Below are 24,401 nucleotides of genomic sequence, written 5' to 3' on the forward strand. Positions count from 1 at the left end.
CTGCTGTCCGTGGGGGTGGCTGTCAGCGGGCCGTGCCATCTGGCGCCGGGGCGCTACTCGTCCGCGCTCGACGGCTTGCGCCCGCCGAGCGGTCGCCACCGCCGCCGCAACGCGTGGGCGGCCGCCTTCGGGTGCCGTTCGCGGGTGAAGATTCCCTTCTTGTTGCCGCCGACACGGTGAATGCCGTTCGACGTCTGGAAGTCGGCGAAGTTCCACACATGCTCACCGATGAAGCCCTCGATACGGTCGAAGGCGCGGTGGTTCGCCTCCAGGTAGGCGAGCTGGTACTCCTCCGTCCACGGCGCGTCCCAGACCGAGTGCAGCCCCGGCAGGGTGTCCGCCCCGTACTCGCTCACCATGATCGGCTTGCCGAACTTCTCGGCCCAGCCACGCAGATCGCCCTCCAAGTAGGCCTCGGCGGTGGCCAGATCACCGGTGGCGACGTACCAGCCGTAGTAGCGGTTGATGCACAGCACGTCGAAGAGGTCGGCGATGCGGTCGTTCTCGTGCGTCGCGAACATCACCGCCGCATAGGTCACCGGGCGCGTCGGGTCCAGCTTGCGGGTCAGCTCGACGAGTGGTTCGAAGTACTCGCGCGCGCCTTCCTCGTTGGAGGACGGTTCGTTGGCGATGCACCACATCACGACGCTGGGATGGTTCTTGTCGCGGGCGATCAGCTCCCGGATCGCCTGCGCGTGCGCCGCGCGGGTGTCGTCGCCGAACGTCTCGTCGGAGAACGTGGGCCGGGGCGGGGTGCCCAACAGCCCGCTCTCGACGGCCAGGTTGAGACCGACGGCCGCGGTCTCGTCGATGACGACGATGCCGTGCCGGTCGGCGAACTCCATGACCTCCTCGGCGTACGGATAGTGCGAGGTACGGAAGGAGTTGGCGCCGATCCACTCCATGAGCTGGAAGTCGTGTACGAGGTAGGCGTCGTCGTGGCCCTTGCCGCGCACGGGAGTGTCCTCGTGCTTGCCGAAGCCGGTGAAGTAGAACGGCTCGCCGTTGATGAGGAACTGGGTGCCGCGCACCTCGACCGTGCGGACGCCGAACGGTTCGGTGAAGGTGTCCACGACCTCGCCGTCACCGTCCAGGACGTCGACGACGAGGTCGTAGAGGTACGCCGCACCCGGCCGCCACAGCGTCACGTCGTCGATCCGCAGCGTGCCGTTCGGCCCTTCCCCCGCGGCGACCTGGATGCCGCCGGCGTCGAGCGCGCGTACCCGGATCGTGGCCGGCGCGTTCGTCTCCACCGAGTAGTCGATCGTCCCGGTGGATCCGTTGAGGCCGGTGACGACCGTGATGTCCTCGACGTGGACCGCTGGCCTGCTGTACAGCCACACCGATCGGGCCAGGCCCGCGTAGTTGTAGAAGTCGTGCAGATACGTCTGCTTGCGCCGGCCGTCCTGGGAGACGGTGATCGTGCCCGGCGGCATCGTGACGTCGGTCAGCTCGTTGTTGACGCCGATGGTGAGCCTGAACTCTCCTCCGGGCCGCACGTGTTCGGTGATGTCCGCCTCGAACGGCGTGTAGCCGCCCACGTGTCGGGCGACCAGTACGTCGTCGACGTACACCTTCCCCTCGTGCGTGGCCGCGTCCACCCGCAGCACGACCCGCTCACCCGCCCAGCCGCGCGGCACACGCACCGGCCGCTGGTACCACACCCAGCCGACGTGGTCGCGGATCGCGCTGTCGGTGAACAGGTCGTTGTAGCTGGCCGGTACGGGTGCCTCCAGCGGTGTGTCGAGCGGGCCGGTCCATGGCTCGGCACCGGCTGCCGGGTCGACGGCGAACCGCCAGATCCCGTCGAGGTTCACCAGTTCGCGGGTGGCGGTGGGGCGGGGCTTGAGCATCGAGGGTTCTCCTACGCGCTGTGGTGGGGGCCCGGCGGACAGCGGGCCGGCGGGTGGGGGGTGGAGTGCGCCGTCAGTCGGACTTCTCCAGCGTCAGGCGCCACTCCCACGCGTACTCGCTGCCCGTGAGCCGGTGGCGCGGATGGGTGTCGGGGCCGAGGACCGCCGTACCGAGGCCGCGGTGCGCGATGTCGAGGTGCACCACGGTGTTGTCGCTCGGCGGGAGTTCCCACCAGTGCTGGGCCGCCTCGATCTCGCTCACCCGGTACCGGCCCACGTTCATGTGCAGCGGCGTCGGGTGGGCGGTGCGCACCGTGCCGGCGGGGCCGGTCAGGGTCAGCGCGGTGACCTCGCCGCGGGTGCCGTTCTCCTGCGGGAGGAGGTAGGGCACGGCCAGGTCGTCAATGGGGCTCTCCCAGGCGCCGAGCAGGGCCGACGCCCGCCGGTCGGGGTAGTTCTCCCACGGCCCGAGACCGACCCAGTCCGCGTTCTCGAACCCGTCGACGAGTTCGAACTCCATGCCCACGCGCAGCCCGTCCCGGGTGCCCTCCGGCAGGGTCACCTGCTCGGCGAGCACCCAGTCGCCGTCGGCGAGCGCCGTGATGGTCCGCCGGTGGGTGACCTCGTCGCCGAAGGCGGCCTCGTAGCGGGTGGTGACGACGGCTCCGTCGCCAGTCTCCTTGACCTCGACGTCGACGGGCGTGAGCTGGAAGAAGCCGGAGCGGACGAACCGGTTGTCGAGCGAGAACGACTTGTCGTGGCAGGTCAGCGCCCGCCACAGGCTGAGCTGAGGGGAGCGGCGCAGCAGCGGGTGACTCAGGTTGCCCTCGCCGTCGACGGGCAGCGTGACCGTACGTGCCGGGGCGGCGGGAAGCTGCACGGGTGCCTGGAGGAAGGTGACCTGCTCGGCCGCGATCTCGGTGCCCGCCGGCGCCCACAGGGCGTCCTCGCGGGTCCGCACGGTCAGGGTCAGCGCCAGCGCCGCCGGTTCGGTCGCGAGCAACTCCCTCAGTGCCGTGGGGATTTCGATCGTGCCCTCGGCGCCCGCGGACACCTCCGGGGTCGGGACGGCCACGGCGCCGGCCGGACCGGCCGGGGTCTCGACGCGCAGTTCCAGCGTGTACGCGCCGAGGTCTGCGAACGACTGGCGGTTGCGGATCCGGAGCGTTCCGGCCCGCGCCTCGTCGGCGTCCGAGACGGTACGGACCGGGCTGAACAGGCCGCGTGCCTCGAACAGCGCCGGCTTCGGGGTGAGATCGGGGAACACCACGCCGTTGACGAGCATCGGGCCGTTGTGGGTCTCGTCGCCGAAGTCGCCGCCGTAGCGCAGCTTCCCGTCACCGTCCCGGTCCAGGGAGTGGTCCGTGAACTGCCAGATGAAGCCGCCCTGGAGCCCGGGCAGTGACTCGAAGAGCTCCCAGTAGTCGGAGAGCCCGCCGGTGCCGTTGCCCATGGAGAAGGCGTACTCGCAGGTGATGAGCGGGCGGTCGGCGCGCGGGTCGGCGGAGTAGCCGGTGAGGCTGGCCATGGCCGGATACATCGGGCAGAGAATGTCGGTCACGGCGTGCCCGGCGTGCCAGTCGGTGGAGATCGAGCCCTCGTAGTGCAGGGGGCGGGTGGGGTCGAAGCGCCGGATCCAGGCGGCCGCGGCGTCGTGCGCCGAGCCGTCGCCGGTCTCGTTGCCCAGCGACCAGGAGATCACCGAGGGGTGGTTGCGGTCGCGCAGCACCATCCGGGAGATGCGCTCGACGATCTGGGTCAGGTAGGTGGGGTCGTCGGCGATCGTGGAGGCGAAGGCGTGTCCCTCGACGTCTGCCTCGTCGATGACGTAGAGCCCCAACTCGTCGCACAGGTCGAGGACTTGTGGGTCGTTCGGGTAGTGGGAGGTGCGGATCGCGTTCACGTTGAACCGCTTGAGCAGGGACAGCTCCGCCAGGTGCCGTTCGCGGGACATGACGCGCCCGGTGCGCGGGTCGACGTCGTGGCGCGCGACGCCCTGGATCAGGATCCGCTTGCCGTTGACGAGGAGGTCGCGCCCCTCGACCCGCACCCGGCGGAAGCCGACCCGCACATGGGCCTCGTCGGCGACGCTCCCGTCCGGCGCCACGAGGTGGACGACGAGGTCTTCGAGGTGGGGGACCTCCGCGGACCAGGGCGTGACGGGCAGGTCGGAGAGGGAGAAGGCCGCGCGGCCGGCCGGTGCCGCCGGCTCCGGGAGCTTCGTCATGGTCGCCGGGATCGCGCGGAACTCCGGCGGGACGGGCGCACCGGCCGCGTTGATGCTGAGCAGGTCCATGAAGTCGTCGGGCAGCAGCGGCTCGGGGCGCACCGACCTGTCCAGGGACGGCAGCGGGAGGGTGCGGGTGCCGAGGCGGGCGGAGACCGGCAGCCTGATAGACCGGTCCAGCACGTCGATCCGCACCGACCAGCCACCGACGTCGTAGAGGTGGTCAAGTCCCGTTGTGGACACGTCGACTTGGAGGTCGCCGTGTCCGGTCTCCGGGTCGTAGTCGGCGACGGCGGACACGTCGGCCAGGGCGATGTCCGGCACCGTGTAGAGGAAGACCGGGCGGGTCAGTCCCGACTGCCACCAGTGGTCCTGGTCCTCCAGATAGCTGGCGGCGGACCACTTGGCGACCCGCAGGTCGATCCGGTTGGTCCCCGGGACGACGGCGTCGGTGATGTCGAACTCGGCCGCCAGGTGGGAGTCCGAACTGCTCCCCACCGGGCGGTCGTTGACGATGACGCGCAACAGGCCCGAGGCCGCTCCGACATGGAGGACCGTGCGGCGCCCGGGAACGGGAGACAGTTGGATCGTCCGGCGGTAGACACCCGTCGGATTGTGCGCGGGCACCTGCGGGGGCACCTCGTCGAACGGCATCGGCACGTTCGTGTAGTGCGGTACGTCGTCGTCCGCGAGGTCCTCCCGCATCGTCCACAGACTCGGGACCTGGATCTTCTTCCAGTCCAGGCCGAGCGACGCCGTGGGCGACGGCAGCAGCTGGAAGTCCCAGGCGCCGTCGAGCTCGATGTTGGGGACGCGGCGCAGCGCGCGCATCGGCAGCCGTCCGACGGAGTGCAGCCCGGAGGCGTCCCAGGGGCCCGTCGCGTTCTCGGTCGTCGTCATGCGGACTGCTCCTTCAGTGCCTTGCCGCCGCTGCGGGCGACGTCTCCCAGCCAGCCGAGGCTCGGCTTGGGGTGTCGTTCGAACGTCTCGCGGTTGACGGCGATCAGTCCGAACGTGGGCTCCCAGTGGCCCCATTCGTAGTTGTCCAGGGCGGTCCAGTGGAGGTAGCCCCGCACGTCGATGCCGTCGTCGATCGCTGTGAACAGGTGGCGCAGGGCATCCGAGGTGTACGCGATACGGCGGGTGTCGTCGTCGGTGGCGATGCCGTTCTCGGTGATGAGGACCGGGACATGGCCGGTCACCTCCCAGGCGTGCCGGACCGCGATACCGATCGCGTCGGGCCGGTACGCGTTCCCCGTCAACGTGCTGTCGGGACCCAGGGGATGGGGGACGATGCCGTTCTCGTCGACGGCCTGACTGGAGTACGACTGCACCCCGATGAAGTCATCACCGCGGGCCGCTTCGAGGTACAAGTCCTCGCGGACGTACCGCACTTCGCGCAGCTTCTCCTCGTTGCCCGGCGTCGGGGTCAGGGCCTGACAGGCCACCGTCCACCCGGACTTGGCGTCGGTACGTGCCTTGAGGATCTCGCGGGCGGCCTGGTGCGCCTCGGCCAACCGGCGCCCGATCTTCGGGTCGGGGGAGGGCAGCACCGGGCGTGCGGCACCCTCGACGGTGGGGCTCATCCACTTGTCGGCCTCGTCCTCGGACGGTGCCTGCTGCGCCTGGCCCATCATCGCCATCAGGGCGAGCATGTTGGGTTCGTTGATGGTGCAGACCCACTCGACGCCGTCGAGGATCCCGGTGGCCGTCTCGACGTAGGACCGGAAGCGGTCGATCGCCCGGTCCTCCAGCCAGCCGCCGTCCTCGGTGAACCAGCGCGGGTTGGTGAAGTGGTGCAGTGTGACGACCGGCGTGAGGCCGAGGTCCACGGCGGTGTCGATCATCCGCCGGTAGTGGGCGAGTTCGGCCAGCGAGACATGTCCCTCGGCCGGCTCGATGCGGGCCCACTCGATCCCGAAACGGTAGGAGTTGAGGCCCGCGTCGGCGAGGAGTCGCATGTCCTCGGCGTAGCGGTGGTAGCTGTCGATCGCGTCGCCGCTGCGCGCCATGCCGGGCATGTTCGGCTCGTGCGCCCACCAGTCGCTGTTGACGTTGTTGCCCTCGATCTGGTGAGGGGCGGTCGATGCTCCCCAGAGGAAGCCAGGAATGAGTTCGGTCACCGTCGAGATCCTTGCTGGAGACGGGCGGAGAAGCCGCGGCTCGCAGGAGGGGAGCGGCGGCGATACTTCACGCTAACATCGAAATTCGAATCGCGATACTATTTTCGCGGCGGGCCTCCGGTCGGCCCCTTCGCGGTGGCCGACAATGGGGCCGCCGGTTCCGTCCGTGTTCCGTCGATGGGAGAGAGTGCATGAGTGCCACCACCGGCCGTGGGCCGTACGCGAAGTCGGCCGAGGTGCGCCGGCGCATCCTGGAAGCCTGCGTGGACGCCTTCGGCGAGACCGGCTTCCACGGCGCCACGATGAAGGACATCGCGAAGCGCGCCGACATCAGCCACACCGGGCTGCTCCACCACTTCGCGCGCAAGGAGGACCTGCTCATCGCGGTGCTGGAACTGTGCGACGAACGCAGCGCCGACTTCCTGAAGTCCGCCGACGCGATCGACCCGGCGGAGCATCCCGTCGAGGCCCTCCGGGGCATGCTCACCGTCGTTGTCGGCAGCGAACTGCAGCCGGGAATCATGGAGTTGCATTCCGTCCTCTCCGGCGAGGCGACCTCTCCCGAGCACCCCGCACACACGTACTTCGCCCAGCGCTATCGCAGCGTCCGCCGCTTCTACACCGAGGCCTACACAGCGCTCGCAGCACGCGGCGAACTGCGCTCTGCGGTGGCCCCGGAGGCCCTCGCGGCAACGACGCTCGCCCTCATCAACGGCCTTCAGGTCCAGTGGCTCTTCGACCGGGAGTCGATCAAAGTGGAGTCCGCCATCCGCGACTTCCTGGTGTCCGTCGTGCCGGGCCTTGCCCGATGAGCGTCTCCGTCGGCGTACTCGGCGCCGCCCGCATCGTGCAGTCGGCGCTCCTGGAGCCCGCCGCCGGCCTCGACGGCGTCGAGGTGACCGCCATCGCCGCCCGCGAGCCCGAGCGGGCCGTCACGTTCGCGAGCGAACACGGCATCCCGAGGGCGCTGCGCTCCTACGACGAGATCGTCGACGACCCCGCCGTCGACGCGGTGTACGTCCCGACGCCCGCCGCCCTGCACGGACACTGGACGCGACGCGCCATCGAGGCGGGCAAGCACGTCCTGTGCGAGAAGCCGTTCACGGCGAACGCCGACGAGGCCGAGGCGATCGCGGAACTCGCCGAGTCGAGCGGGCTCGTCGTGATGGAGGCGTTCCACTCGCGGTACCACCCGATGTGGACGCGGATGAGTGAACTCGTCGACTCCGGTGTCCTCGGTCAACTGCACACGGCTCGTGCGGAGTTCACCGTGCCGCACGCCGACAGCACCGATATCCGGTGGCAGCCGGACCTCGGCGGCGGCGCCCTGATGGACCTCGGCTGCTACCCGGTACGGCTGCTGCGCCACCTGTTCGGCGAACCGGAGGTCACCGGGGCGCAGATCCGTGACATCGACGGCGTCGACGCCTCGACGACAGCCCGACTCGCCTTCGCGGGAGGGGTGTCGGGCGAGGTCGTCGCGATCATGGAGGGGGCCGACGGTCACGCCGCCGAGCTCCGCGTCAGCGGTTCGGCGGGGACCCTGCATGTGCGCATGCCCTACCACCCCTACTTGTACGGGGAGTTGACGCTCACGACGGAGTCGGGCGTCGTCGTCGAACAGGGCGACCCGCGCACGACCTACTCCTTCCAGCTGGAGGCGTTCCGCGACGCCGTGACCGACGGGGGGCCGAACCTGACGGACGCGCGGGAGGCGACGGCGACGATGCGGGTGATCGACGGGATCTATCGGGCCGGGGGTCTGCGACCGCGAACGCCGCTGGCTCCGTAGGCGAGTTGACGCGAAAGTGACGGCGGCCGGACAGGCCGCCGTTCGGTCGTCATGGACCCGTCCGTGATCAGGCCGCATCGGCCCGCACATCCCGTTCGGCGCCGGCCTCGGCCAGGCGCCGGCGTTCGGTCCGCCGCCGCTCCTGCTCCACCGGATCCGCGACGGGCGCGGCGAGCAGCAGGCGTTGCGTATAAGGGTGATCGGGAGTGGACGTGACGTGGCCGGCGGGACCGGTCTCCACGATGTCGCCCTGGTAGACCACGCTCACCCGGTGGCTCACATGGCGTACGACCCCGAGGTCGTGCGAGACGAAGAGGTACGCGACCCCGGTGCGCCGCTGGATGTCGATGAACAGGTCGAGCACCCGCGCCTGCGTGGACAGGTCGAGCGCGGAGACGGGCTCGTCGCACACGATCAGCTTCGGCTCGGGGGCGAGCGCGCGGGCGATCGCGACGCGCTGGCGCTGTCCGCCGCTGAACTCGCCCGGCAGCCGCTCCGAGGCGTCCTCCGGGAGCCCCACCTGATCGAGCAGGTCACGCACCCGTGCCCGCGCGTCACGCGGCGTCGCTCCCTGGACCACCAGTGGCTCGCTGAGGATGTCACCGATGGTCAGGGACGGGTTGAGCGAGGTGTAGGGGTCCTGGAACACGACCTGGATGTCGCGCGCCAGAGCACGCCGTGCCCGGCCCGCCGTATGCGTGATGTCCTCGCCCGCGAACAGGACCTGTCCGCCGCTCGGCTTCACCAGGCCGAGCACGGCACGGCCGATGGTCGTCTTGCCGGAGCCGGACTCGCCGACGATCCCCAGGGTCTCGCCCTGACAGGCGGTCAGGGACACGCCGTGCAGGATCTCCACGGGGCGGGCCCGGAAGCCGCGCCCCGGATAGGCCACGCGCAGGTCGCTCACGTCGAGCAGGGGAGTGGTCATGACGCCTTCTCCTCAAGGACCTCGGTCGTGCTTGCCGCGACCTCGACGGGTCCACCCGGGGGGTCGGTCCGCAGGCCGCTCTCGTCGAGGATGGAGTCCAGGAGCATCCGGGTGTACGGATGCCGTGGCGTCCCGAAAATCTCCCCGGTCTTCCCGACCTCGACGACCTCGCCCCGCTGCATGACCGCGACGCGGCTGCAACTGTCCGCCACCACACCGAAGTTGTGGGTCACCAGGAGCACGGCCATGTTCAACTGCCTCTGCAGATCCCGCAGCAGGTCCAGGATCTCCGCCTGGACGGTCACGTCGAGCGCGGTCGTCGGCTCGTCGGCGATGAGCAGCTTCGGGCTGCTCGCGACGGCGCCGGCGATCAGTACACGTTGTGCCATGCCGCCGGAGATCTGGTGCGGGTAGGAGTCGAAGGTGCGCTTCGGGTCGGGGATGCCCACACGGTCCAGCAGGGCGAGCACATGGGCGCGCGCGGCCTGCCGGGACATCTGCTCTGAGGCGCGCAGTCCCTCCATGAGCTGCGAGCCCACGGTGAAGGAGGGGTCCAGGTTCGACATGGGTTCCTGCGGGACGTACGCCACCGATGTGCCGCGCAGGGCGCGCAGTTCTCCCTCGCTCAGGCCGAGGAGTTCGCGTCCGTCGAGCCGGATCGAGCCGCGGGTGACGACCGCGTCGGGTGGCAGCACACCGAGGAGCGCGAAGGCGGTCTGGGTCTTGCCCGACCCGGACTCACCGACGAGGCCCAGGGTTTCCCCCGCGTCCAGGCTCAGCGACACACCGCTGACAACCTCCCTCAGCTCACCCGAGGGCGAGGGGTAGGCGATGGCGAGATCCTCCACCGTGAGCAGATGCCGGGCGGGGGAGTCGTCGGCGGAAGCGGTGCTCTTGACGGTCCGGGGCCGGGCGGGCGTGGTGATCTTGGCCGCCTTCGGCCTGCCCCGGTCCAGCGCGTCCCGCAGCGAGTTGCCCAGCAGGACGAACGACGCGTTGATGACACCGAGCAGGAGGCTCGGCCAGATGAACTGCATCGGTTTTTCATAGAGGTTGACGAAGCCCTCGGAGATCATCAGGCCGAAGCTGGGGACCGTGTTGGCCCCGAGGCCGAGGAACGCGAGGCCCGACTGGAGGCTGATGGACGACCCCATCAGGAACGCCGTCGCGATGATGATCGGCCCGCGGATCACGAACAGCACGTGCCGGCCCAGGATGCGCAGGTTCGTCAGGCCCGAGACGCGCGCGGCGTCCACGAACAGTTCGTTCTTCACGCCGACGACGAGGTTGCGTACGAGACGGAAGATGCCGGTGGACGACAGCACACCGAAGATCAGCATGGTGGCCCGGTAGTCGCCGCCGGTCAGGGGCATCAGCACGATCAGCAGGAGCAGGCCCGGGAAGGTCATGATGAGGTTGAACACCCAGTCGGTGACCGTCCGCACGCGGCGGCCGAAGTATCCGCCGACGAGCCCCGCCGTGACACCGATGGTGAGCGAGACGCTCGTGCCGATCAGGCCGGCGATCATGCTGGTGTTGATGGAGTGCAGCAGCCGGGAGAAGATGTCGCGGCCGCTCTGGTCGCCCCCGAGCAGGTAACCCGCCTTGCCGGGATCGGCGTTGATCGCGTTCAGCGAGGCCTGGTTCGGGCCGTGCGAGGTCAGCAGCGGGCTCAGCACACCCAACAGCACGATGACGAGCAGCAGTCCGGCCGTGATGACGGCCTGCGGGTCCTTGAGAAGCTTACGCAGGGGCGACTTGCGGCGCGGGGTGCTCGAACCCGCCGTAGCCGCCGGGATGTTGGCGCTCACTGCTGCCTCGCCTTCGGGTTGAGCCAGCCGTTGACGATGTCGACGAACAGGTTGATGGCCACGACGAACACGACACCGAACAGGGAGAGGCCCATGATGATCGGGACGTCTCCCTGGAGGGCCGCGTTGAAGGAGTAACTCCCGATCCCCGGCAGCGCGAACACGTTCTCGATGATGAGAGCGCCGCCGAGCATGGCGATGAACTCCAGCGACAGGACGGTGAAGGCGGGCCCGGCGGCGTTGCGCAGAGCGTGCCGCAGCACGATCGAGCGGGGGGAGATGCCGCGGGTGCGCAGGGTGCGGACGTAGTCCTTGCGCAGTTCGCCGATCATGGCGCCGCGGATCTGGGCGGACAGGTTCGCGGTGCCGCCCACCGCGAGGGCGATCACCGGGATGGTGATCGAGGCCACCCAGCGGGCCGGATTCTCGGCGAAGGGTGTGTAGCCGGTGGCCGGCAACCAGTCGAGCTTGACGGCGAAGACGACGACGAGCCCGATCGCCAGCAGCAGGTTCGGCATGATGTAGCCGAAGAGCGAAGTGGCCTGCGCCAGACGGTCGATGACACCGCCGCGCGACGCGGCCAGCACACCGAGTACGACGCTGATGGCGGCGGTGATCAACAGCGCGACGACCACGACGGACAGGGTCACCGTGAGGTGGTCCGCGACGGCCGTACCGACGGGTTGGCTCGTGAAGTACGAGACGCCGAAGTCACCCTTGAGAGCGTGGAACAGCCAGTCGAAGTACTGGACGATCACCGGACGGTCCATGCCCATCTCGGCCTTTTTCGCCTGGACCGTGGCGGGGGTGGCGCCGGTTCCGAGAATGCTTTTGACGATGCCGTCGAAGGACGTGCTCAGGAGGAAGAACGTGATCATTGATACGAGGACGGTGAGCACCAGACTCGTACCGAGCCGGCGCAACACGTAGGAGATCATGGGTGGTGGTGCTCCTTCGGACCAGGACCGACGGGAGGGGGTTCCGAGCCCGTGGCGGGCCGCCGTGAGCCCGGAACCCGCGCGGGCTAGTCGGAGACGCCGAACGCCCGGATGGTGCTGAAGGTGTTGGAGCCGTCGCCGAGGAACGTGACGCCCTTCGTCGCCCAGCTGTTGCCGAGGTAGGCGATCGGCGCGTCCCACGCGTTCTTGACCGCGAAGTCGTTGACCTTCTGGTAGGCCTTCGCCGACTTGGCCGGGTCGAGTTCGCCCTCCGCCTGGTCCAGCAGCTTCGTGAGCGCGGGGTCCGTGGAGGCGAACGGGTTCAGATAGCCGCTCGGGGCGAAGTTGTTGGTCGCCTCACGCGCGGAGGTGCTCAACCCGTCGAGGAAGAGGATCATGGGGTACTTCTTCGAGCTGATCGCCGAGAAGTTGTTCTGCGCGGGCACCGGCGTCCACTTGACCTTGATCCCGATGTCGTCGAGCGCCTGCGTGACAGTCGGCTCGAACGCCTTGGTGTAGACGAAGCCCGGCATCGTGACGGAGAACCCGTTCGGATATCCGGCCTTGGCCAGCAGCTTCTTCGCGGCCGCTGGGTCGAACGGATATGTCTTCTCAAGCGCGGCGTCATAGGCGCCGCTCGCGGGGTTGAAGACCTGGAGCGTCGGCTGCGCGGCGCCCTTGAGCAGTTCCTTGGCGATCTTCGCCCGGTCGAACGCCATGTTGATCGCCTGGCGCACCCGCGCGTCCCCGAGTGGCTTGAGCACGCTGCCCGCCCGGTCGGCGATGACCAGGTCCGCCACCGCCGTGGGCATGAGGGGCGAGATGCTGTAGCCCGACGCCTTGAGCTGGGCGGAGTTCTGGGGGTCGGCCGAACCGACGTTGAGCTGTCCGGCCCGCAGCGCGTTGGACGAGGCGGTGGGATCCTGGATCACCTTCACCGTCACGGTCTTGAACGGGTAGGCCTTCACGTTCCAGTAGTTGTCCCGCCGCTTGAGCACGTACGTCGAGCCGGTCACCGTCGACTTGTCGAGGACGTAGGGACCTGAACCGACCGGGTTGAGGGCGGTGCTCTTCGCGGACATCGTCGCCGGATCGCCGACCGCTCCCGCCGACATCGAGAGGCTGGTCAGCAGTGAGCCGTCCCGCTTCTTGAGGTGGATCACCACCGTCGTGGCGTCGGGAGCCTCCACCGACTTGATCGAGGACAGCAGGCTCTGCGTCGATCCGGGCGTGGCCATGGTGCGAGCCAGGGTCGCCTTCACCGCGGTCGCGTTCACCGCCGCGCCCGAACTGAACTTCATCCCCGAGCGCAGCTTCAGGGTGAGGGTCAGCCCGTCGGAGGAGTACTTCCAGCTCTCGGCCGCGTTCGGCTTCAGCTCGCCCTTGTTGTCGGTGTACAGCAGTGTGTCGTAGAGGGCGCTCCAGACGTAGGCCGCCTGTCCGTCGTTGATCTGCGCCGGATCGAAGGAGTTCGGAGTGGACTGAATGGCGAGGGCGAGCGTCTTGGCGCTCGGCGACGACGAGCTCTCCGTCCCTCCGCCGCCGCACGCTGTCAACGCCAGCAGCGACGCCGCCGTGAGCGCGGTCGCGGGCAGTGCTCGAAGCCGCGGTCGCGGGTCGTTGGATCGAATGCGCGTCATGTGGATTTCCTTTGTCCCGTGCGGTCCGGGGCCGGTGCGTGGCATGCGGCCGACACCACCCCTGGGCTCCTGCCGACCGGTTCGCGGTCGGTTCCTCGACGCCGGACGCAGGCGCGGTACGTGAACACCTGAACCGGCGCTCTGCGTCTCGAACGTGTTAACTCGGCAACGCTTACCAGGCGGTTGGATTTCGCTCGTGGAACGTAGGCGCCGGTGAGAGCGGTCGGGAAGAGGGCATGCGCTGTTCGTGACCAGAGCGTTATATTTCGACCGGGGTGCGGGCCCGATACGGCTCACTTGAATATTGACCATCTGGATGTTTTGAGAGAGGGGCGCTACGGTGCCAGGGTCAGCTCCGATGGGAACCCGACTCCGGCCGCCGTCGACAGACGCGGCCACCAGCGAGGGGACGTGACGTGGACCGGGCAAGGGTGCGTGGGCCGTACGCGAAGACGGCGGCCCGGCGGGCGGACATCATCCGCGCGGCACGGGACAGCTTCGCCGAACACGGCCACGCGGGGGCTTCACTTCGGGACATCGCGAAGCGGGCCGGCATCAGCCACGCCGCCGTGCTCCACCACTTCGAGAACAAGGACGAACTCCTGACCGCGGTTCTCGCGAAGCGCGACGACGAGGAATGGGAACTCGCCCTCACCGGAGGCGGAGGCGACGGCGGCGGTGGCAGCGGCGGTCCGGACTCGCCGGTGCGGTACCTCGCGGAGATTCTGCGCGGGCACCAGAAGACGCCGGAGCTGATGCGTCTGTGGGCGGAACTCGCCGCCGCCGCCTCGCGTCCCGACCATCCCGCCCACGCGTACTTCGTCGACCGCCACGAACGAGTACGCGTCTATACGGCCCAGGCCATGCGGGAGCGCGCGGCACAGGGGGAGCTGCGGGACGGGCTGGACCCGGACAGCGCGGCCGCTCTCCTCCAGGCCGTACTGCACGGTCTGCAGATGGAGTGGCTGCTGAACCAGGACCTCGACATCATCGAGCCCCTCAACCGCTTCTTCGACCTCATCCTCCCGCCGGACGACGGACAGACCGCCGACTGACGGAGCGGTGCGAGGGCAGCCCGACCGCGGCTCGACATGGATCTTCGGCCCCGGTCCGGCGCCGGCCGGACGCTCACCGGCGAGGACGGGCCCGACCCCTTCCAGGCCGACGGTCGCGGCGACCCGCGGTCTCGGGTCGACGGAGCCGTCGGCGTACGCGCGGACGGTACGGAACTGGCCACCACCGGAGTCCTGGTCAAGGTCATCACGCCGCGGTCATCGCGACGCCCATGAACGACAGCACGGCACCCGAGGTGCTGGCGCATATCACCGGTCTGATCCCCATGCGCCGGATCGGCCGGCCGGAGGAAGTCGCCGAACTGGTCGCGTTCCTGGCGTCCGGGCGGGTCAGTTTCTCCACCGGAGCCGTCTACGACATCAGCGGCGGACGAGCGACGTACTGACAGCCGACGACCGACGGTTTCTGCAGCCTGCGCGACCGTTGACCGGTTCAGATCGCGGTACTAACGTACGCGATTACGTACCCGCACAGCTTGATCACAAGGGAGTGGCGCTGTGGCACGTCTTCCCCGCTCACGGAGATCCGGAGTGGTGGCCGCGGTCGTGGCCACCGCGCTGGCCCTGGCCGGGTTCGCCTCGGCCCAGGCGAGCTCCACCGGCGGTTTCGCGAAGGACTCTTATCCGACCCCCGGGTTGCTGGACTCGCCCGCCCCGAAGGCGATCCACGACTGGCTCGGCTACGACCGGCCCGCTCAGTACGACAGCATCGACACCGAGGTGCGCGTGCCCATGCGGGACGGCACCCGCCTCGACTGCTACCTCTACAAGCCGGGCCATGACGGCAAGGTCGACAGCGGCAAGCACCCGAGCCTGCTGGTCGACTTCACGCCGTACCAGATGTACCGCCAGAATCCGGCGAACAGCTATCTGTCCCAGCGCGGCTACAACGTTCTGACCTGCAACGTCCGAGGCTCGGGCAGCTCGACGGGCACCTTCCCCTCGTGGTTCCAGCCCAAGGAGGCCACCGACAACTACGACCTGATCGAGTGGCTGGCACGACAGCCCAACTCGACCGGCGACGTGGGGCAGATGGGGCAGAGCTACGGCTCCATCACGTCCTACCGCGCCGCCGCGCTCCAGCCGCCGCACCTGCGCGCCATCATCCCCATCGTCTCCCCGACCAACATCTACTCGGAGTGGGTGTACCCCGGCGGAGTCCCCTCGACCAACGGCACCTGGTGGGCCAACGGCGGCCCGATCCTCAGCTCCGCCGACCACACCAGCACCCTGCGCAGCTTCCAGCAGAACCCGCTCTACGACGGCTACTGGAAGCAGGCGGTCACCACCAACAAACTGCACGATGTGAAGGTCCCGGCGCTGCACATCGGCGGCTACTTCGACATCTTCAAGAACGGCGGCTTCGACGCGCTCAAGCAACGGCCCCAGCAGACCTGGCTGTTGAACGGACCGTGGATCCATGGCGGTTTCCTCCAGATCCCGGGACTGGACCCGGCCCTGCAGGGCGTCGACCCCACGAACTCGATCTCGCTCTCCGTCGTACTCCAGTGGTTCGACCACTGGCTGGCCAAGCTCCCCGGGGCGCAACTGCCGCCGGACCGTGTGATCAGCTACGCGTCCACCTCCGCCAAGGCGTCGGGGAGTTGGCACGGATACAACCAGTGGCTCTCGGCGGCGACTTCGGGCTCGCGCCTGTACCCGACGTCGGCCGGCGCACTCGCCGAGAACGCACCCGCGTCCACCGGATACCGCTACCAGGTGAACCCGATGGACGGACCGTCAGCCGCGGTCACCGGAACCCTGCCCTACGACCCGGGCCAGAACCAGGCCACGGCCGAACAGAACAACGTCCTGTCCAACGGCCGCTATGTGACCGACCGGGCGACCTTCACCCTCCCTGCGTTCACCGCGGACACCACACTCGCCGGCCCGGTCACGCTGCACCTGAACGCGTCGATCAATACGAAGGACACCTACTTCGTCAGCAAGTTGGAGACCGTCCTGCCCGACGGCCGTGTCCTGCCGATCGAAACGGGTTACCTGCGGGCGCAGTTGAGGGACAGCGTCGAGAAGGCCAAGCCGGTCACTCCCGGCGCGCCGACGCAGTACACGGTCCAACTCGGCCAGACCCACTGGCAGTTCAAGCAGGGGGAGAAGCTGCGCATCACGATCGGCGGCGGTGACTATCCGCGGATCGTCCCCGACAACCCGCTCGGCGACGTGACCGTGCATCTCGGCGGTAGGACCTATGTGGAGCTTCCTGTGGTCAAGTAGCAGGAGTGGAGGAGCAGTTGAGGCGTGGCCCACGTCATTGTGGGCTGCGCCGGGCTGTGCCGGTGTGGCTCAGACGGCCACGGGGGTGTGGAACTGCGAGTTGTGGAAGACCAGCGGCAGCTGCTCGGGGTTCGTGTTCGTGGCGAGGACTTCGAGGACGATGACCCGGTGGTCTCCGGCCGCGTAGTCGTGCACCACGCGGCATTCGAGGTGGACGGGCGACCCGTTGATGAGCAGGGCGCCGGACTCCAGTTCGGTGACCTCGATGCCGCGGAAGCGTGCGGCCTTGTCCTTGCCGGCCAGTTGGTGAACCTGTGCGCTGTGGCTGATCCCCAGGACGGAGACGCCCAGGCGTTCGGCGCGGGCCAGGACCGGCCAGGTCGTCGAGGTGTTCTGCACCGCGAACAGGCACATCGGCGGCTCCAGGCTCACGCCGACCGTGAAGGAGGACGCGATGAGGACCGTGGGTTCGCCGTCGACGGTCGCGGCCAGGGCTGCCACACCGGAGGGGTAGGCGCCGAACGTCCGCCGCAGCAGCTTCGTATCGGAGGGCTGATGAAGAAGGGACACGGCTGTTCCCCCAAGTCGTCTAGTCGTCGGCTGATGCTGTCGTCGTGAACGTGAGCTCCGCCCCGGGGTGGGTCGCCGCCACGCGCGGCCCCGCGCCGAGAAGCTGCTCCCGCAACGTGACGTCCTCACGGGTGGGCCGCATCAGCTCGCGCTTCAGCAGCACGGGCCTGAGCAGTTCGATGAAGTCGTCGTGCGTTCCGGGAGTGATGTGCTGCTGGACGAGGAATCCGTCGGCGCCGGTGGCGGCCACGAAGGCCTCGACCTCGTCGGCGACCTTCTCGGGGGTGCCGATGAAGGTGGTGCCGTTGATGCCGTGCTGGCGGTAGTCCTCCAGGATCTCCCGCACGGTGGGACCGTTGCCGTCCGGCGACCGGAAGCGGTCGAGGGAGGTCTGGCCGATGTCGCTGTGCAGCTCGGGAAGCGGCTTGTCCAGGTCGAACTTCAGCAGGTCGACGCCGGTCGACCAGGCGAACGTCGCCGCCGCGTGCTCCAGGGTCGCGAAGCCGAGAAGGTTGTCGTACTTGCGTTGGGCCTCGGCTTCGGTGGTGCCCACCACGAAACCGGCGCCGACGAGGAACTTGACCGACTCCCGCGGCCGGCCGATCTCCTCCGCGCGGTCCCGTATGGCGGTGATGTTGCGGGCGACGACCGCCGGATCCCCACCGCCGACGAAGACACACTCGGCGTAGCGGGCGGCGAAGTCACGGCCGGCCGAGGAGGTGCCCGCCTGGAGGAGAAGGGGTGTGCGCTGTGGCGAGGGGGGAAGGGTGAGGATGCCCTTGGTCCGGAGGTACTTGCCCTCGTAGGTGACCTGGCGGACGCCGGCGGGTTCGGCGTAGACGCCGGCTTCCCGGTCCACGCGAAGCGCGTCGTCGGCCCAGGACGCTTCCCACAGACGCAGGCAGATCTGCAGGTAGTCGTCGGCCTGGAGGTAGCGCTCGTCGTGCGGGATCATCGGCTCGCCGAAGAGCGCGGTCGACGACGACTGGCCGCCGCCGCTGACGATGTTCCAGCCGATGCGTCCCTTCGTGAAGTGGTCGAGGGTCGCGAAGCGGCGGGCGAGAGCGGCGGGCTTCTCGTGCGTCGTGCTGTTGGTCAGCACGACGCCCAGCTTGGAGGTGGCCGCGGCGATCGCCGACACGATGGTGATCGGGTCCGCCATGGGCACGTTGTACCCGGCTTCGACGGCGAAGGGGATGAGCTCGCCGTCGAGGGTGGGGTAGCCGTAGGTGTCGGCGAAGAAGAGGAAGTCGAACCCTCCCGACTCCAGCTTCCTGGCGAGTTCGGTCCAGTGCTCGATCGACAGATAGTTGGTCTGGGTGTTCGAGGGGTCTCGCCAGCTGGAGCCGATCACTCCGTTGGGGCTCAGCGCTTGGAAGGACGCGAAGATCAGTGGGCTCATGTGTGTCTCTCTTTGGGTCGTTCAGCGCTGCAGGTAGGCGGCCATGTGGTCGAGCGTGGCGCGGGTCTCCGGCAGGAGCGGCAGCATGCTGAGGTGTCCGTGGATGACGCCGGGTGCGAAGTACCTTTCGACGTGCAGGCCGTCCTGCTCGGCCCGGGCCAGGACGGCTTCGGCCGGGGGGCGCAGATCGTCGTACTCGCTGAACACCACGAGCATCGGCGGGAGTTCACCCAGGGACGGCATGTCCTCGAACGAGAGGTACGGGGTGTCGGTCTCGCCGGCGGCGTAGGTGCGGAAGATGCTGCCGATGGCTTCCTGCTCGAAGCGGAACAGTGGGGGGATGTCCGCCATCAGCTTCTCGTGCGGCTCACTGGTCGTGAACGTCGCGCTGAGGGCCGGGTACACCAGGAGCAGCCGGGCGGGCGTGCGTTCGCCGTTGTCCCGGAGTTCCATGGTGGCCGCCATGGTCAGGTTTCCGCCGGCGGAGGCGCCGCCGAGGACGACGGTCTCGGCGTCGACGCCGAGTTCGGCTGCGTTGCGCAGCGTCCATCGGAACGCCTCCGCCAGGGCGCGGTGGAGCGTGGGGTAGCGGACGGTCGAGCCGTTGGCGAGGGGGTAGTCGACCGATACGACGACCACGTCGGCGCGGGCGCACAGGTCCCGGCCGACGGTGTCGGCCTCGTGGTCGTCCAGGGTGCCCGCGACGAAACCGCCGCCGTGGGCCCAGACGAACGCACGCCGCCCGGGGCGGAAGCCGGCCGCGGGCGTGTACACCCGTACACGCAGCCCCTCGAAGCCGGCGACGGCCACCTCGCGCACGTCCACGTCGGGCTGTTCGTAGGGGCGGTTGTCGCTGAACACCTTGGTGAACCTGTCCCAGAGGGCCTCGTCCGCGTTGAGGGCTTCCTCCCGGGTGACGTCGGCGACCAGGGCCACCCTGTCGGCGAGATACGGATCGAGCGGCATGAGACTCCTTGGTCTGCTGAAGGTGGGCTGGGACGCGCGGGTACGTGGTGTCGTCAGGCCTCGACGGCGTGCACGGTGGCGGTGGCATCAGGGCAGCCCTCGGCGCGGACGCGTACATGGATGGTCCCGGGGCCGGTGGGCCGGACGACGGCCATGGCACGACCGTCGAAGGTGGTGCAGAAGTCGGCGTCGAACCGCTCCTCGGTGTGCGTCCGTCCGGTGCCCAGACCCGCCAGAACAGAGGGCCCGGTCACTTCCACGCGGACCTTACGGTCCCGGTGACTGGCCAAGTTGCCTTCACCGTCCTGCAGTTCGATGGAGACGTAGGCGAGATCCCTGTCGTCCGCGCGGATCTCGGACCGATCCGCCGCGACAGCCACCCGCAGGTCGGCACCGGCACTGCGCAGCACGCACCGACCCGTCTCGACGCCAGCCCGATAGGCGACCGCCGTCAGCTCACCGGGCCGGTAGGCCGACGCGAACCGTGCGACACAGGCCTTGTGCCCGCCGACCTTCACCCGCTCCAACGGCGCGCCGTCGAGCAGCAGTTCCACTTCGTCGGCGGAGCTGTAGACGTCGATGGTGACCGGTGAGCCGGCCTCGACGTCCCAGCTCCAACTCGACACCGCGTCGGCCCACGACCACGGGGTCTGGAACATCGCGCGGCCGTGGAACTGCGGCCGGTGCACGGCGATGTACGGCTGCTCGCGCAGCCCGAACACGGTTTCCCGGTAGTACGACATGGGGCGTCGGTGACCGGTGATGTCGATGTCGGCGCAGCCGGCGGTCAGCGCCGGGAACACGTCGTGGATGCCGCCGAGCATGTCCTCCTTGGGGCCGTCGTCCAGGTAGTCGGTCCGCCCGACCCCCGACTCCCCGAGGTAGTCCCAGCCGGTCCAGGTGAAGTCGCCCAGCACGTGACTGTTCTCGCTCACCAGCCGCCACAACTCGTCGATGTGGCCCGGGAAGGTCTCCGTGCCGAGGATCAGCCGGTTCGGGAAGGCGATGGCGTCGGGTACGTAGCGGGCGTCGCCGTAGTTGATGCCGGAGACGTCGAGTACGGCGTGGGACTCCTCGGTCCGCTCGCTGACCAGTTGCGACGCGCTGAACTCGTTGATCTTCTCGCCCAGCGCGGTGATCAGGGAGTTGATGTCGGTGGGTCCCTCGGTCGAGCCGACGACCAGGGAGGGCAGTTCGTCCGGTACGGCGACCAGGCCGTTCACGGCGTTGGTGACGAACCGGGCGTCGTCCAACTCCCGTACCCTCTCGGCGAGCCGGCGTCCCCACGTCGAACCGACCGGACTGCCCACCTCGAAGATCTCGTTGCCGATGGAGTACATGATCACGCTCGGATGGTTGAAGTCCTTCGTGACCATCGCCTCCACGTCCCGCTCCCACCACTCGGGAAACGCCAGCGAGTAGTCGAACGGCCGCTTCGGTTTGGTCCAGGCGTCGAACGCCTCGTCCAGGACGAGCATCCCCAGCCGGTCGCAGGCGTCGAGCGCCGCGACACTGAGCGGATTGTGCGCGCTGCGCACCGCGTTGAAGCCCGCCGCCTTGAGGATCTCGATACGGCGCTCTTCCGCGCGCGAGATGGCGGCCGCGCCAAGCAGTCCCGTGTCGTGGTGGATGCACGCACCGCGCAGTTTCACCGTCCGGCCGTTGATCCGCAGCCCCCGTGCCGGGTCGAGCTGGAGGGTGCGGATGCCGAAGGTGGTGTGCTCCTCGTCCACCGTCCTGTCCACGGCTTCGTCGCCGCCGACCTCGCCGTCGCTCAAGGTGGTGCGGGCGACGTAGAGGTGCGGCGAGTCGATGTCCCAGAGGGCCGGCCGCGGGACGTGCAGACGCAGCCGCGCCGACGCGCTCGTGCCCGGCAGGAGTGTGACGGGTGCGGTGCCTTCGGCGACCGTGGTTCCGTCGGCGGCGGCGACGGTCGTGGACACCCGCATCGTCCTGGTGAAGCGCTCCTCGTTCACCACCGTCACCGCGACGACGACCACGGCGAGTTCGTCGTCGACCTGAGGGGTGGTGACGCGGACGCCGTCCAGGGCGATGTGTACCGGGTCGCCGACGATCAGATGCGTGTCGCGGTGGATTCCCGCGCCTGAATACCACCGCGAATCGAGGTGCGCACGGGCCTCCACCCGGATCGAGTTCGGCTGCCCGTAGCGCAGATACGGGTCACATTTGATGTGGAACCGGCTGTATCCGTTCGGCCGCTGGGCGACGAACTCCTCGTTGATGTACACGACCGCGTCCCGGTAGACGCCTTCGAACTCGAGGAAGACGCTTTTTTCGCGGAAGGCTTCGGGCACGTCGAAGCTCTTGGAGTAATGGAAGTAGCCGCCCGGGAAATAGCCTGTGTGGGCGCCCTCGGAAACTGTCGCGCTCCGCGCCAGGTCCCGCACGGAGTCGTGCGGGAGGGTGACTTCCTGATCGTCTTCGCCGCCTACGGCGCTGGCGAAACTCGTCTCGGCGGGACCTGTGGTCCAACCGCGATTGAAAGACTGGCGATACATCGAGTTCGTCCTTTGCGAAGATATGCGCCGAGCGTCAGCAGATGGGGTGCCGGGTTGTCACTTGGGCAGATAGGTGTTGGTGACGAAGGGTGTCACGTCGAAACTCTTGAGGGCTTTTCCGCCGGCCCCCGTCAGGACACCCATCTTGATCATCCAGTCGGCGTAGGCCTGCATCTTCTGGACCGACTGGGTGCCGACCGGACCGTCGGAGTTGACCATGTCCTTGGCCTGGGCGCCTGTGGTGAAGTCGACCAACTTCCGATTGATGCTCGGGAACTGGGCCGCGAGTGCCGCGTTCGCGGCTTTGGGATCGTCGATCGCGGCCTGATATCCCTCGCGCAGTGCCTTGGCGAGGCCTCTTGCGATTTTGGGATTCTTCTGGGCATAGCTGTTGTTGGCCAGGACAAGGACACCGGAGTTCGCCGGGACGCCGTAGTCGGTCGGCTGGAACTTCGTGAATTTGGTTCCGTCCTGGGTGGCCGTGTAGTCGTCGTCGGGCCAGGTGCTTGCCGCGTCCACCTTCTTGGACTTCAGCGCCTCGATGGATCCGACGCTCAGCACGACCTGCTTGACCGCGCCGTGCCCCCCTGCCTTCGCGATCATCGAGTTGACGAGCGCGAGTTCCATGGGGGTGCCGTAGCCGCCGTAGGTCTTGCCCGCCAGCCCGGCGGGTGAGGTGATGCCGGACGACGCGAGAACGGAGATGGCGGACGGGTCGTGCGGCATCGCCAAGAAGATCGACTTCACGGACATCCCTGCGGCGAGGTCCGTCAGTGCCGATGCGTAGCTGGAGGTGAAGCCGAACTGCGCCTTTCCTGTTCCGATGAGGGCGTCGGAAGGCGTGGTGCCGACGGGCAGGATCTTGATCTTGATCCCCTCCTTCGCGAACAGACCCTTCTGCATGGCGTACGCGAGGCCGTTGTGCGTGGCGCCCGGCAGATAGTCGAGGGCGAAGGTGACGGTGGTGAGACCGGATGCGGTCTTCTCTGTGTTGCCGGTGTCGGAACACGCCGTCAGCACGAGCGCGCCGACGGCGAGGGAGGATCCGAGGCGAATGACGGAGCGACGCGAAACCGGTGCGCCTTCTCGGGTGTTTCTGGCCATAGCGAGCACTTTCTTTTTAGGTGTGCTGGGGGGCACCTGTTTCATGAAGGGTTCTGCTGGGCCGTGCATGCGGGTGCGATCTCTGTTGCTCAGGGCGTCAAGCGGTTGATCTCAATTTCGAATTCACGCCGGAGTGATTCCTTGTCGCTCTCGTCGAGCCAGGTCGCCGAGATGCCGTCGAGCGACGCCTGTACGACGTCGCCGGCGCTCAGTCCGTACCAGTCGGCGATGATGCCGTATTCGGTTCCGATGTCGGTGTGGACCATCGATTTGTCGTCGGTCCCGGGAACGATCCAGATGCCGCCTCGCAGCATCGTTCCGATCGGGTGGGTCTCGGGCCGACTGTATTCGGGGAGGGCGTCTCCTGCGACGAGTTGTGTGATCGTCGGGCAGACGGTGAAGGGGACACCCGATTCCGCGGCATGGCGCAGGACCGGTTCGTCCTCGATGACGGGGTAGCCGTGGTCTATTCGGTCACAGACCAGGAGATCGGTGTACACCGAGTATTCGGCAGCTCCGTACCGCACGTAATGCGCGGTGCGCTTCAAGCCGTGCCTGCGTGCTCGCCGATAGACGTCGGCGAAGTGGATGGGGCGATGTTCGTCGAGGAATTCCGGTCCGTCAAGACCGATGCCGATGAATTCCTCGCGCCGGTGCGCGATCAGGTGGTCGAGCATCTCCTCTGCGTACGAGACGGGCTCGTCGCGCATGACGCATGCGATGAAGTTGGTCCGGACGCCGAAGTCGTCCTCGGCCGCTCTCGCGCCGTCGATCAGGCCGTCCTGGATCTGGGTGAACGACATGCCGGTGCGGGCGAGCGCTGTCGGATTGACGAAGAGTTCGAGGTATCGGAGATTGCCGGCACGCACGTCATGAGCCACGAGCCCGTAGACGGCGTCGCTGAGATCGCGGGGCGTCCGCACGAGCGCCCCCAGCAATTCGAGCGCGTCGAAGAAGGCCTGCTCCCGAGCCTCTCCGCTGTGCTGCCGCAGGTCGTACGCGGCCTCGATCGCCGATCGGCCGGTGCTCACCTTGTTGCGTCTGGCCAGCTCGACAGCGGTGTCGCGAGGGATCGAGCCGGTGAGGTGACAGTGCACGTCGACCTTCGGCAGTGCTTGGGAGAGCTCCCGGACGTCCATGCCCGCGACCTCGAACGAATGCGGCCTGCCCGGTCCGTTCATGACCACTCTCACCTCCGTTCGAGTCGGCTAAACCTGTCG

The 24,401-nt window shown here is 68.4% G+C and carries 18 protein-coding genes and 1 pseudogene; 5 read left to right on the forward strand and 14 right to left on the reverse strand.

The window, feature by feature from the left end; all coding sequences use genetic code 11:
- Positions 1–53: 53 nt before the first annotated feature.
- From uidA to OG303_RS48900, 3 genes are all read right to left on the reverse strand, one after another.
- Positions 54–1,853 carry a beta-glucuronidase gene (gene uidA, locus OG303_RS48890; RefSeq protein WP_405876510.1) on the reverse strand — a complete coding sequence of 600 codons (1,800 nt, stop codon included), beginning with the start codon at positions 1,851–1,853 and terminating at the stop codon, positions 54–56.
- 73 nt (positions 1,854–1,926) lie between these two features.
- On the reverse strand, positions 1,927–4,980 hold the full coding sequence (locus tag OG303_RS48895; protein WP_405876511.1) for a glycoside hydrolase family 2 TIM barrel-domain containing protein: 3,054 nt from the start codon (positions 4,978–4,980) through the stop codon (positions 1,927–1,929).
- The gene (locus OG303_RS48900; RefSeq protein WP_405876512.1) at positions 4,977–6,203 is read right to left on the reverse strand and encodes a family 1 glycosylhydrolase; all 1,227 of its coding nucleotides are present in this window, start codon (positions 6,201–6,203) and stop codon (positions 4,977–4,979) included. The genes OG303_RS48895 and OG303_RS48900 overlap by 4 nt, the downstream gene beginning before the upstream one ends.
- A 191-nt stretch (positions 6,204–6,394) precedes the next feature.
- Here OG303_RS48900 and OG303_RS48905 point away from each other — a divergent pair, with 191 nt between their 5' ends.
- Positions 6,395–7,015 (forward strand): TetR/AcrR family transcriptional regulator, encoded by a 621-nt coding sequence (locus OG303_RS48905; RefSeq protein WP_405876513.1) that lies wholly within the window; start codon positions 6,395–6,397, stop codon positions 7,013–7,015.
- Positions 7,012–7,995, forward strand: a complete 984-nt coding sequence (locus tag OG303_RS48910) for a Gfo/Idh/MocA family protein (RefSeq protein WP_405876514.1) — start codon at positions 7,012–7,014, stop codon at positions 7,993–7,995. The genes OG303_RS48905 and OG303_RS48910 overlap by 4 nt, the downstream gene beginning before the upstream one ends.
- Positions 7,996–8,062: 67 nt before the next feature.
- Here the strand turns inward: OG303_RS48910 and OG303_RS48915 are convergent, their stop codons facing one another.
- The 4 genes from OG303_RS48915 to OG303_RS48930 form a co-directional block, all read right to left on the reverse strand.
- The gene (locus OG303_RS48915) at positions 8,063–8,923 is read right to left on the reverse strand and encodes an ATP-binding cassette domain-containing protein (protein WP_405876515.1); all 861 of its coding nucleotides are present in this window, start codon (positions 8,921–8,923) and stop codon (positions 8,063–8,065) included.
- Entirely contained in the window at positions 8,920–10,734 is a 1,815-nt protein-coding gene (locus OG303_RS48920) for an ATP-binding cassette domain-containing protein (RefSeq protein WP_405876517.1), read from the reverse strand. The genes OG303_RS48915 and OG303_RS48920 overlap by 4 nt, the downstream gene beginning before the upstream one ends.
- Positions 10,731–11,672: an ABC transporter permease gene (locus OG303_RS48925; protein WP_405876519.1), complete on the reverse strand. Its 942-nt coding sequence runs from the start codon at positions 11,670–11,672 to the stop codon at positions 10,731–10,733. The genes OG303_RS48920 and OG303_RS48925 overlap by 4 nt, the downstream gene beginning before the upstream one ends.
- 86 nt (positions 11,673–11,758) lie before the next feature.
- Positions 11,759–13,312: an ABC transporter substrate-binding protein gene (locus OG303_RS48930; RefSeq protein ID WP_405876521.1), complete on the reverse strand. Its 1,554-nt coding sequence runs from the start codon at positions 13,310–13,312 to the stop codon at positions 11,759–11,761.
- Between the two features lie 416 nt (positions 13,313–13,728).
- Here OG303_RS48930 and OG303_RS48935 point away from each other — a divergent pair, with 416 nt between their 5' ends.
- Positions 13,729–14,367, forward strand: coding sequence for a TetR/AcrR family transcriptional regulator (locus OG303_RS48935; protein ID WP_405876523.1), 639 nt, complete (start codon positions 13,729–13,731; stop codon positions 14,365–14,367).
- A 27-nt stretch (positions 14,368–14,394) separates the two neighbouring features.
- Here the strand turns inward: OG303_RS48935 and OG303_RS48940 are convergent.
- Positions 14,395–14,535: pseudogene (locus OG303_RS48940) on the reverse strand (alcohol dehydrogenase); the annotation flags it as partial.
- A 62-nt stretch (positions 14,536–14,597) separates the two neighbouring features.
- On the opposite strand from OG303_RS48940, the gene OG303_RS48945 reads away from it, so the two are divergent.
- Together OG303_RS48945 and OG303_RS48950 are read left to right on the forward strand one after the other, a co-directional pair.
- Positions 14,598–14,771: an SDR family oxidoreductase gene (locus tag OG303_RS48945; protein ID WP_405876525.1), complete on the forward strand. Its 174-nt coding sequence runs from the start codon at positions 14,598–14,600 to the stop codon at positions 14,769–14,771.
- Positions 14,772–14,883: 112 nt separating this feature from the next.
- Positions 14,884–16,620 carry a CocE/NonD family hydrolase gene (locus OG303_RS48950; protein ID WP_405876527.1) on the forward strand — a complete coding sequence of 579 codons (1,737 nt, stop codon included), beginning with the start codon at positions 14,884–14,886 and terminating at the stop codon, positions 16,618–16,620.
- A 69-nt stretch (positions 16,621–16,689) separates the two neighbouring features.
- Here OG303_RS48950 and OG303_RS48955 read toward each other — a convergent pair whose 3' ends face one another.
- From OG303_RS48955 to OG303_RS48980, 6 genes are read right to left on the reverse strand one after another with little or no spacing between them, the layout of a single operon-like run.
- Positions 16,690–17,190: a flavin reductase family protein gene (locus OG303_RS48955; RefSeq protein WP_405876528.1), complete on the reverse strand. Its 501-nt coding sequence runs from the start codon at positions 17,188–17,190 to the stop codon at positions 16,690–16,692.
- Between the two features lie 19 nt (positions 17,191–17,209).
- Complete coding sequence (locus OG303_RS48960; protein ID WP_405876530.1) at positions 17,210–18,592, reverse strand: NtaA/DmoA family FMN-dependent monooxygenase; 1,383 nt, start codon at positions 18,590–18,592, stop codon at positions 17,210–17,212.
- Positions 18,593–18,613: 21 nt separating this feature from the next.
- A complete protein-coding gene (locus tag OG303_RS48965; RefSeq protein WP_405876532.1) occupies positions 18,614–19,558 on the reverse strand; it encodes an alpha/beta hydrolase in 945 nt (314 codons plus the stop codon).
- 53 nt (positions 19,559–19,611) lie between these two features.
- Positions 19,612–22,077 carry a glycoside hydrolase family 2 TIM barrel-domain containing protein gene (locus tag OG303_RS48970; protein ID WP_405876534.1) on the reverse strand — a complete coding sequence of 822 codons (2,466 nt, stop codon included), beginning with the start codon at positions 22,075–22,077 and terminating at the stop codon, positions 19,612–19,614.
- A gap of 57 nt (positions 22,078–22,134) precedes the next feature.
- Positions 22,135–23,226 carry an ABC transporter substrate-binding protein gene (locus OG303_RS48975; protein WP_405876536.1) on the reverse strand — a complete coding sequence of 364 codons (1,092 nt, stop codon included), beginning with the start codon at positions 23,224–23,226 and terminating at the stop codon, positions 22,135–22,137.
- A 44-nt stretch (positions 23,227–23,270) separates the two neighbouring features.
- Positions 23,271–24,362, reverse strand: a complete 1,092-nt coding sequence (locus OG303_RS48980; RefSeq protein ID WP_405876538.1) for an adenosine deaminase — start codon at positions 24,360–24,362, stop codon at positions 23,271–23,273.
- Positions 24,363–24,401 lie beyond the last annotated feature (39 nt).

This window comes from Streptomyces sp. NBC_00005 (genome assembly GCF_045160215.1).
Classification (GTDB): Bacteria; Actinomycetota; Actinomycetes; order Streptomycetales; family Streptomycetaceae; genus Streptomyces.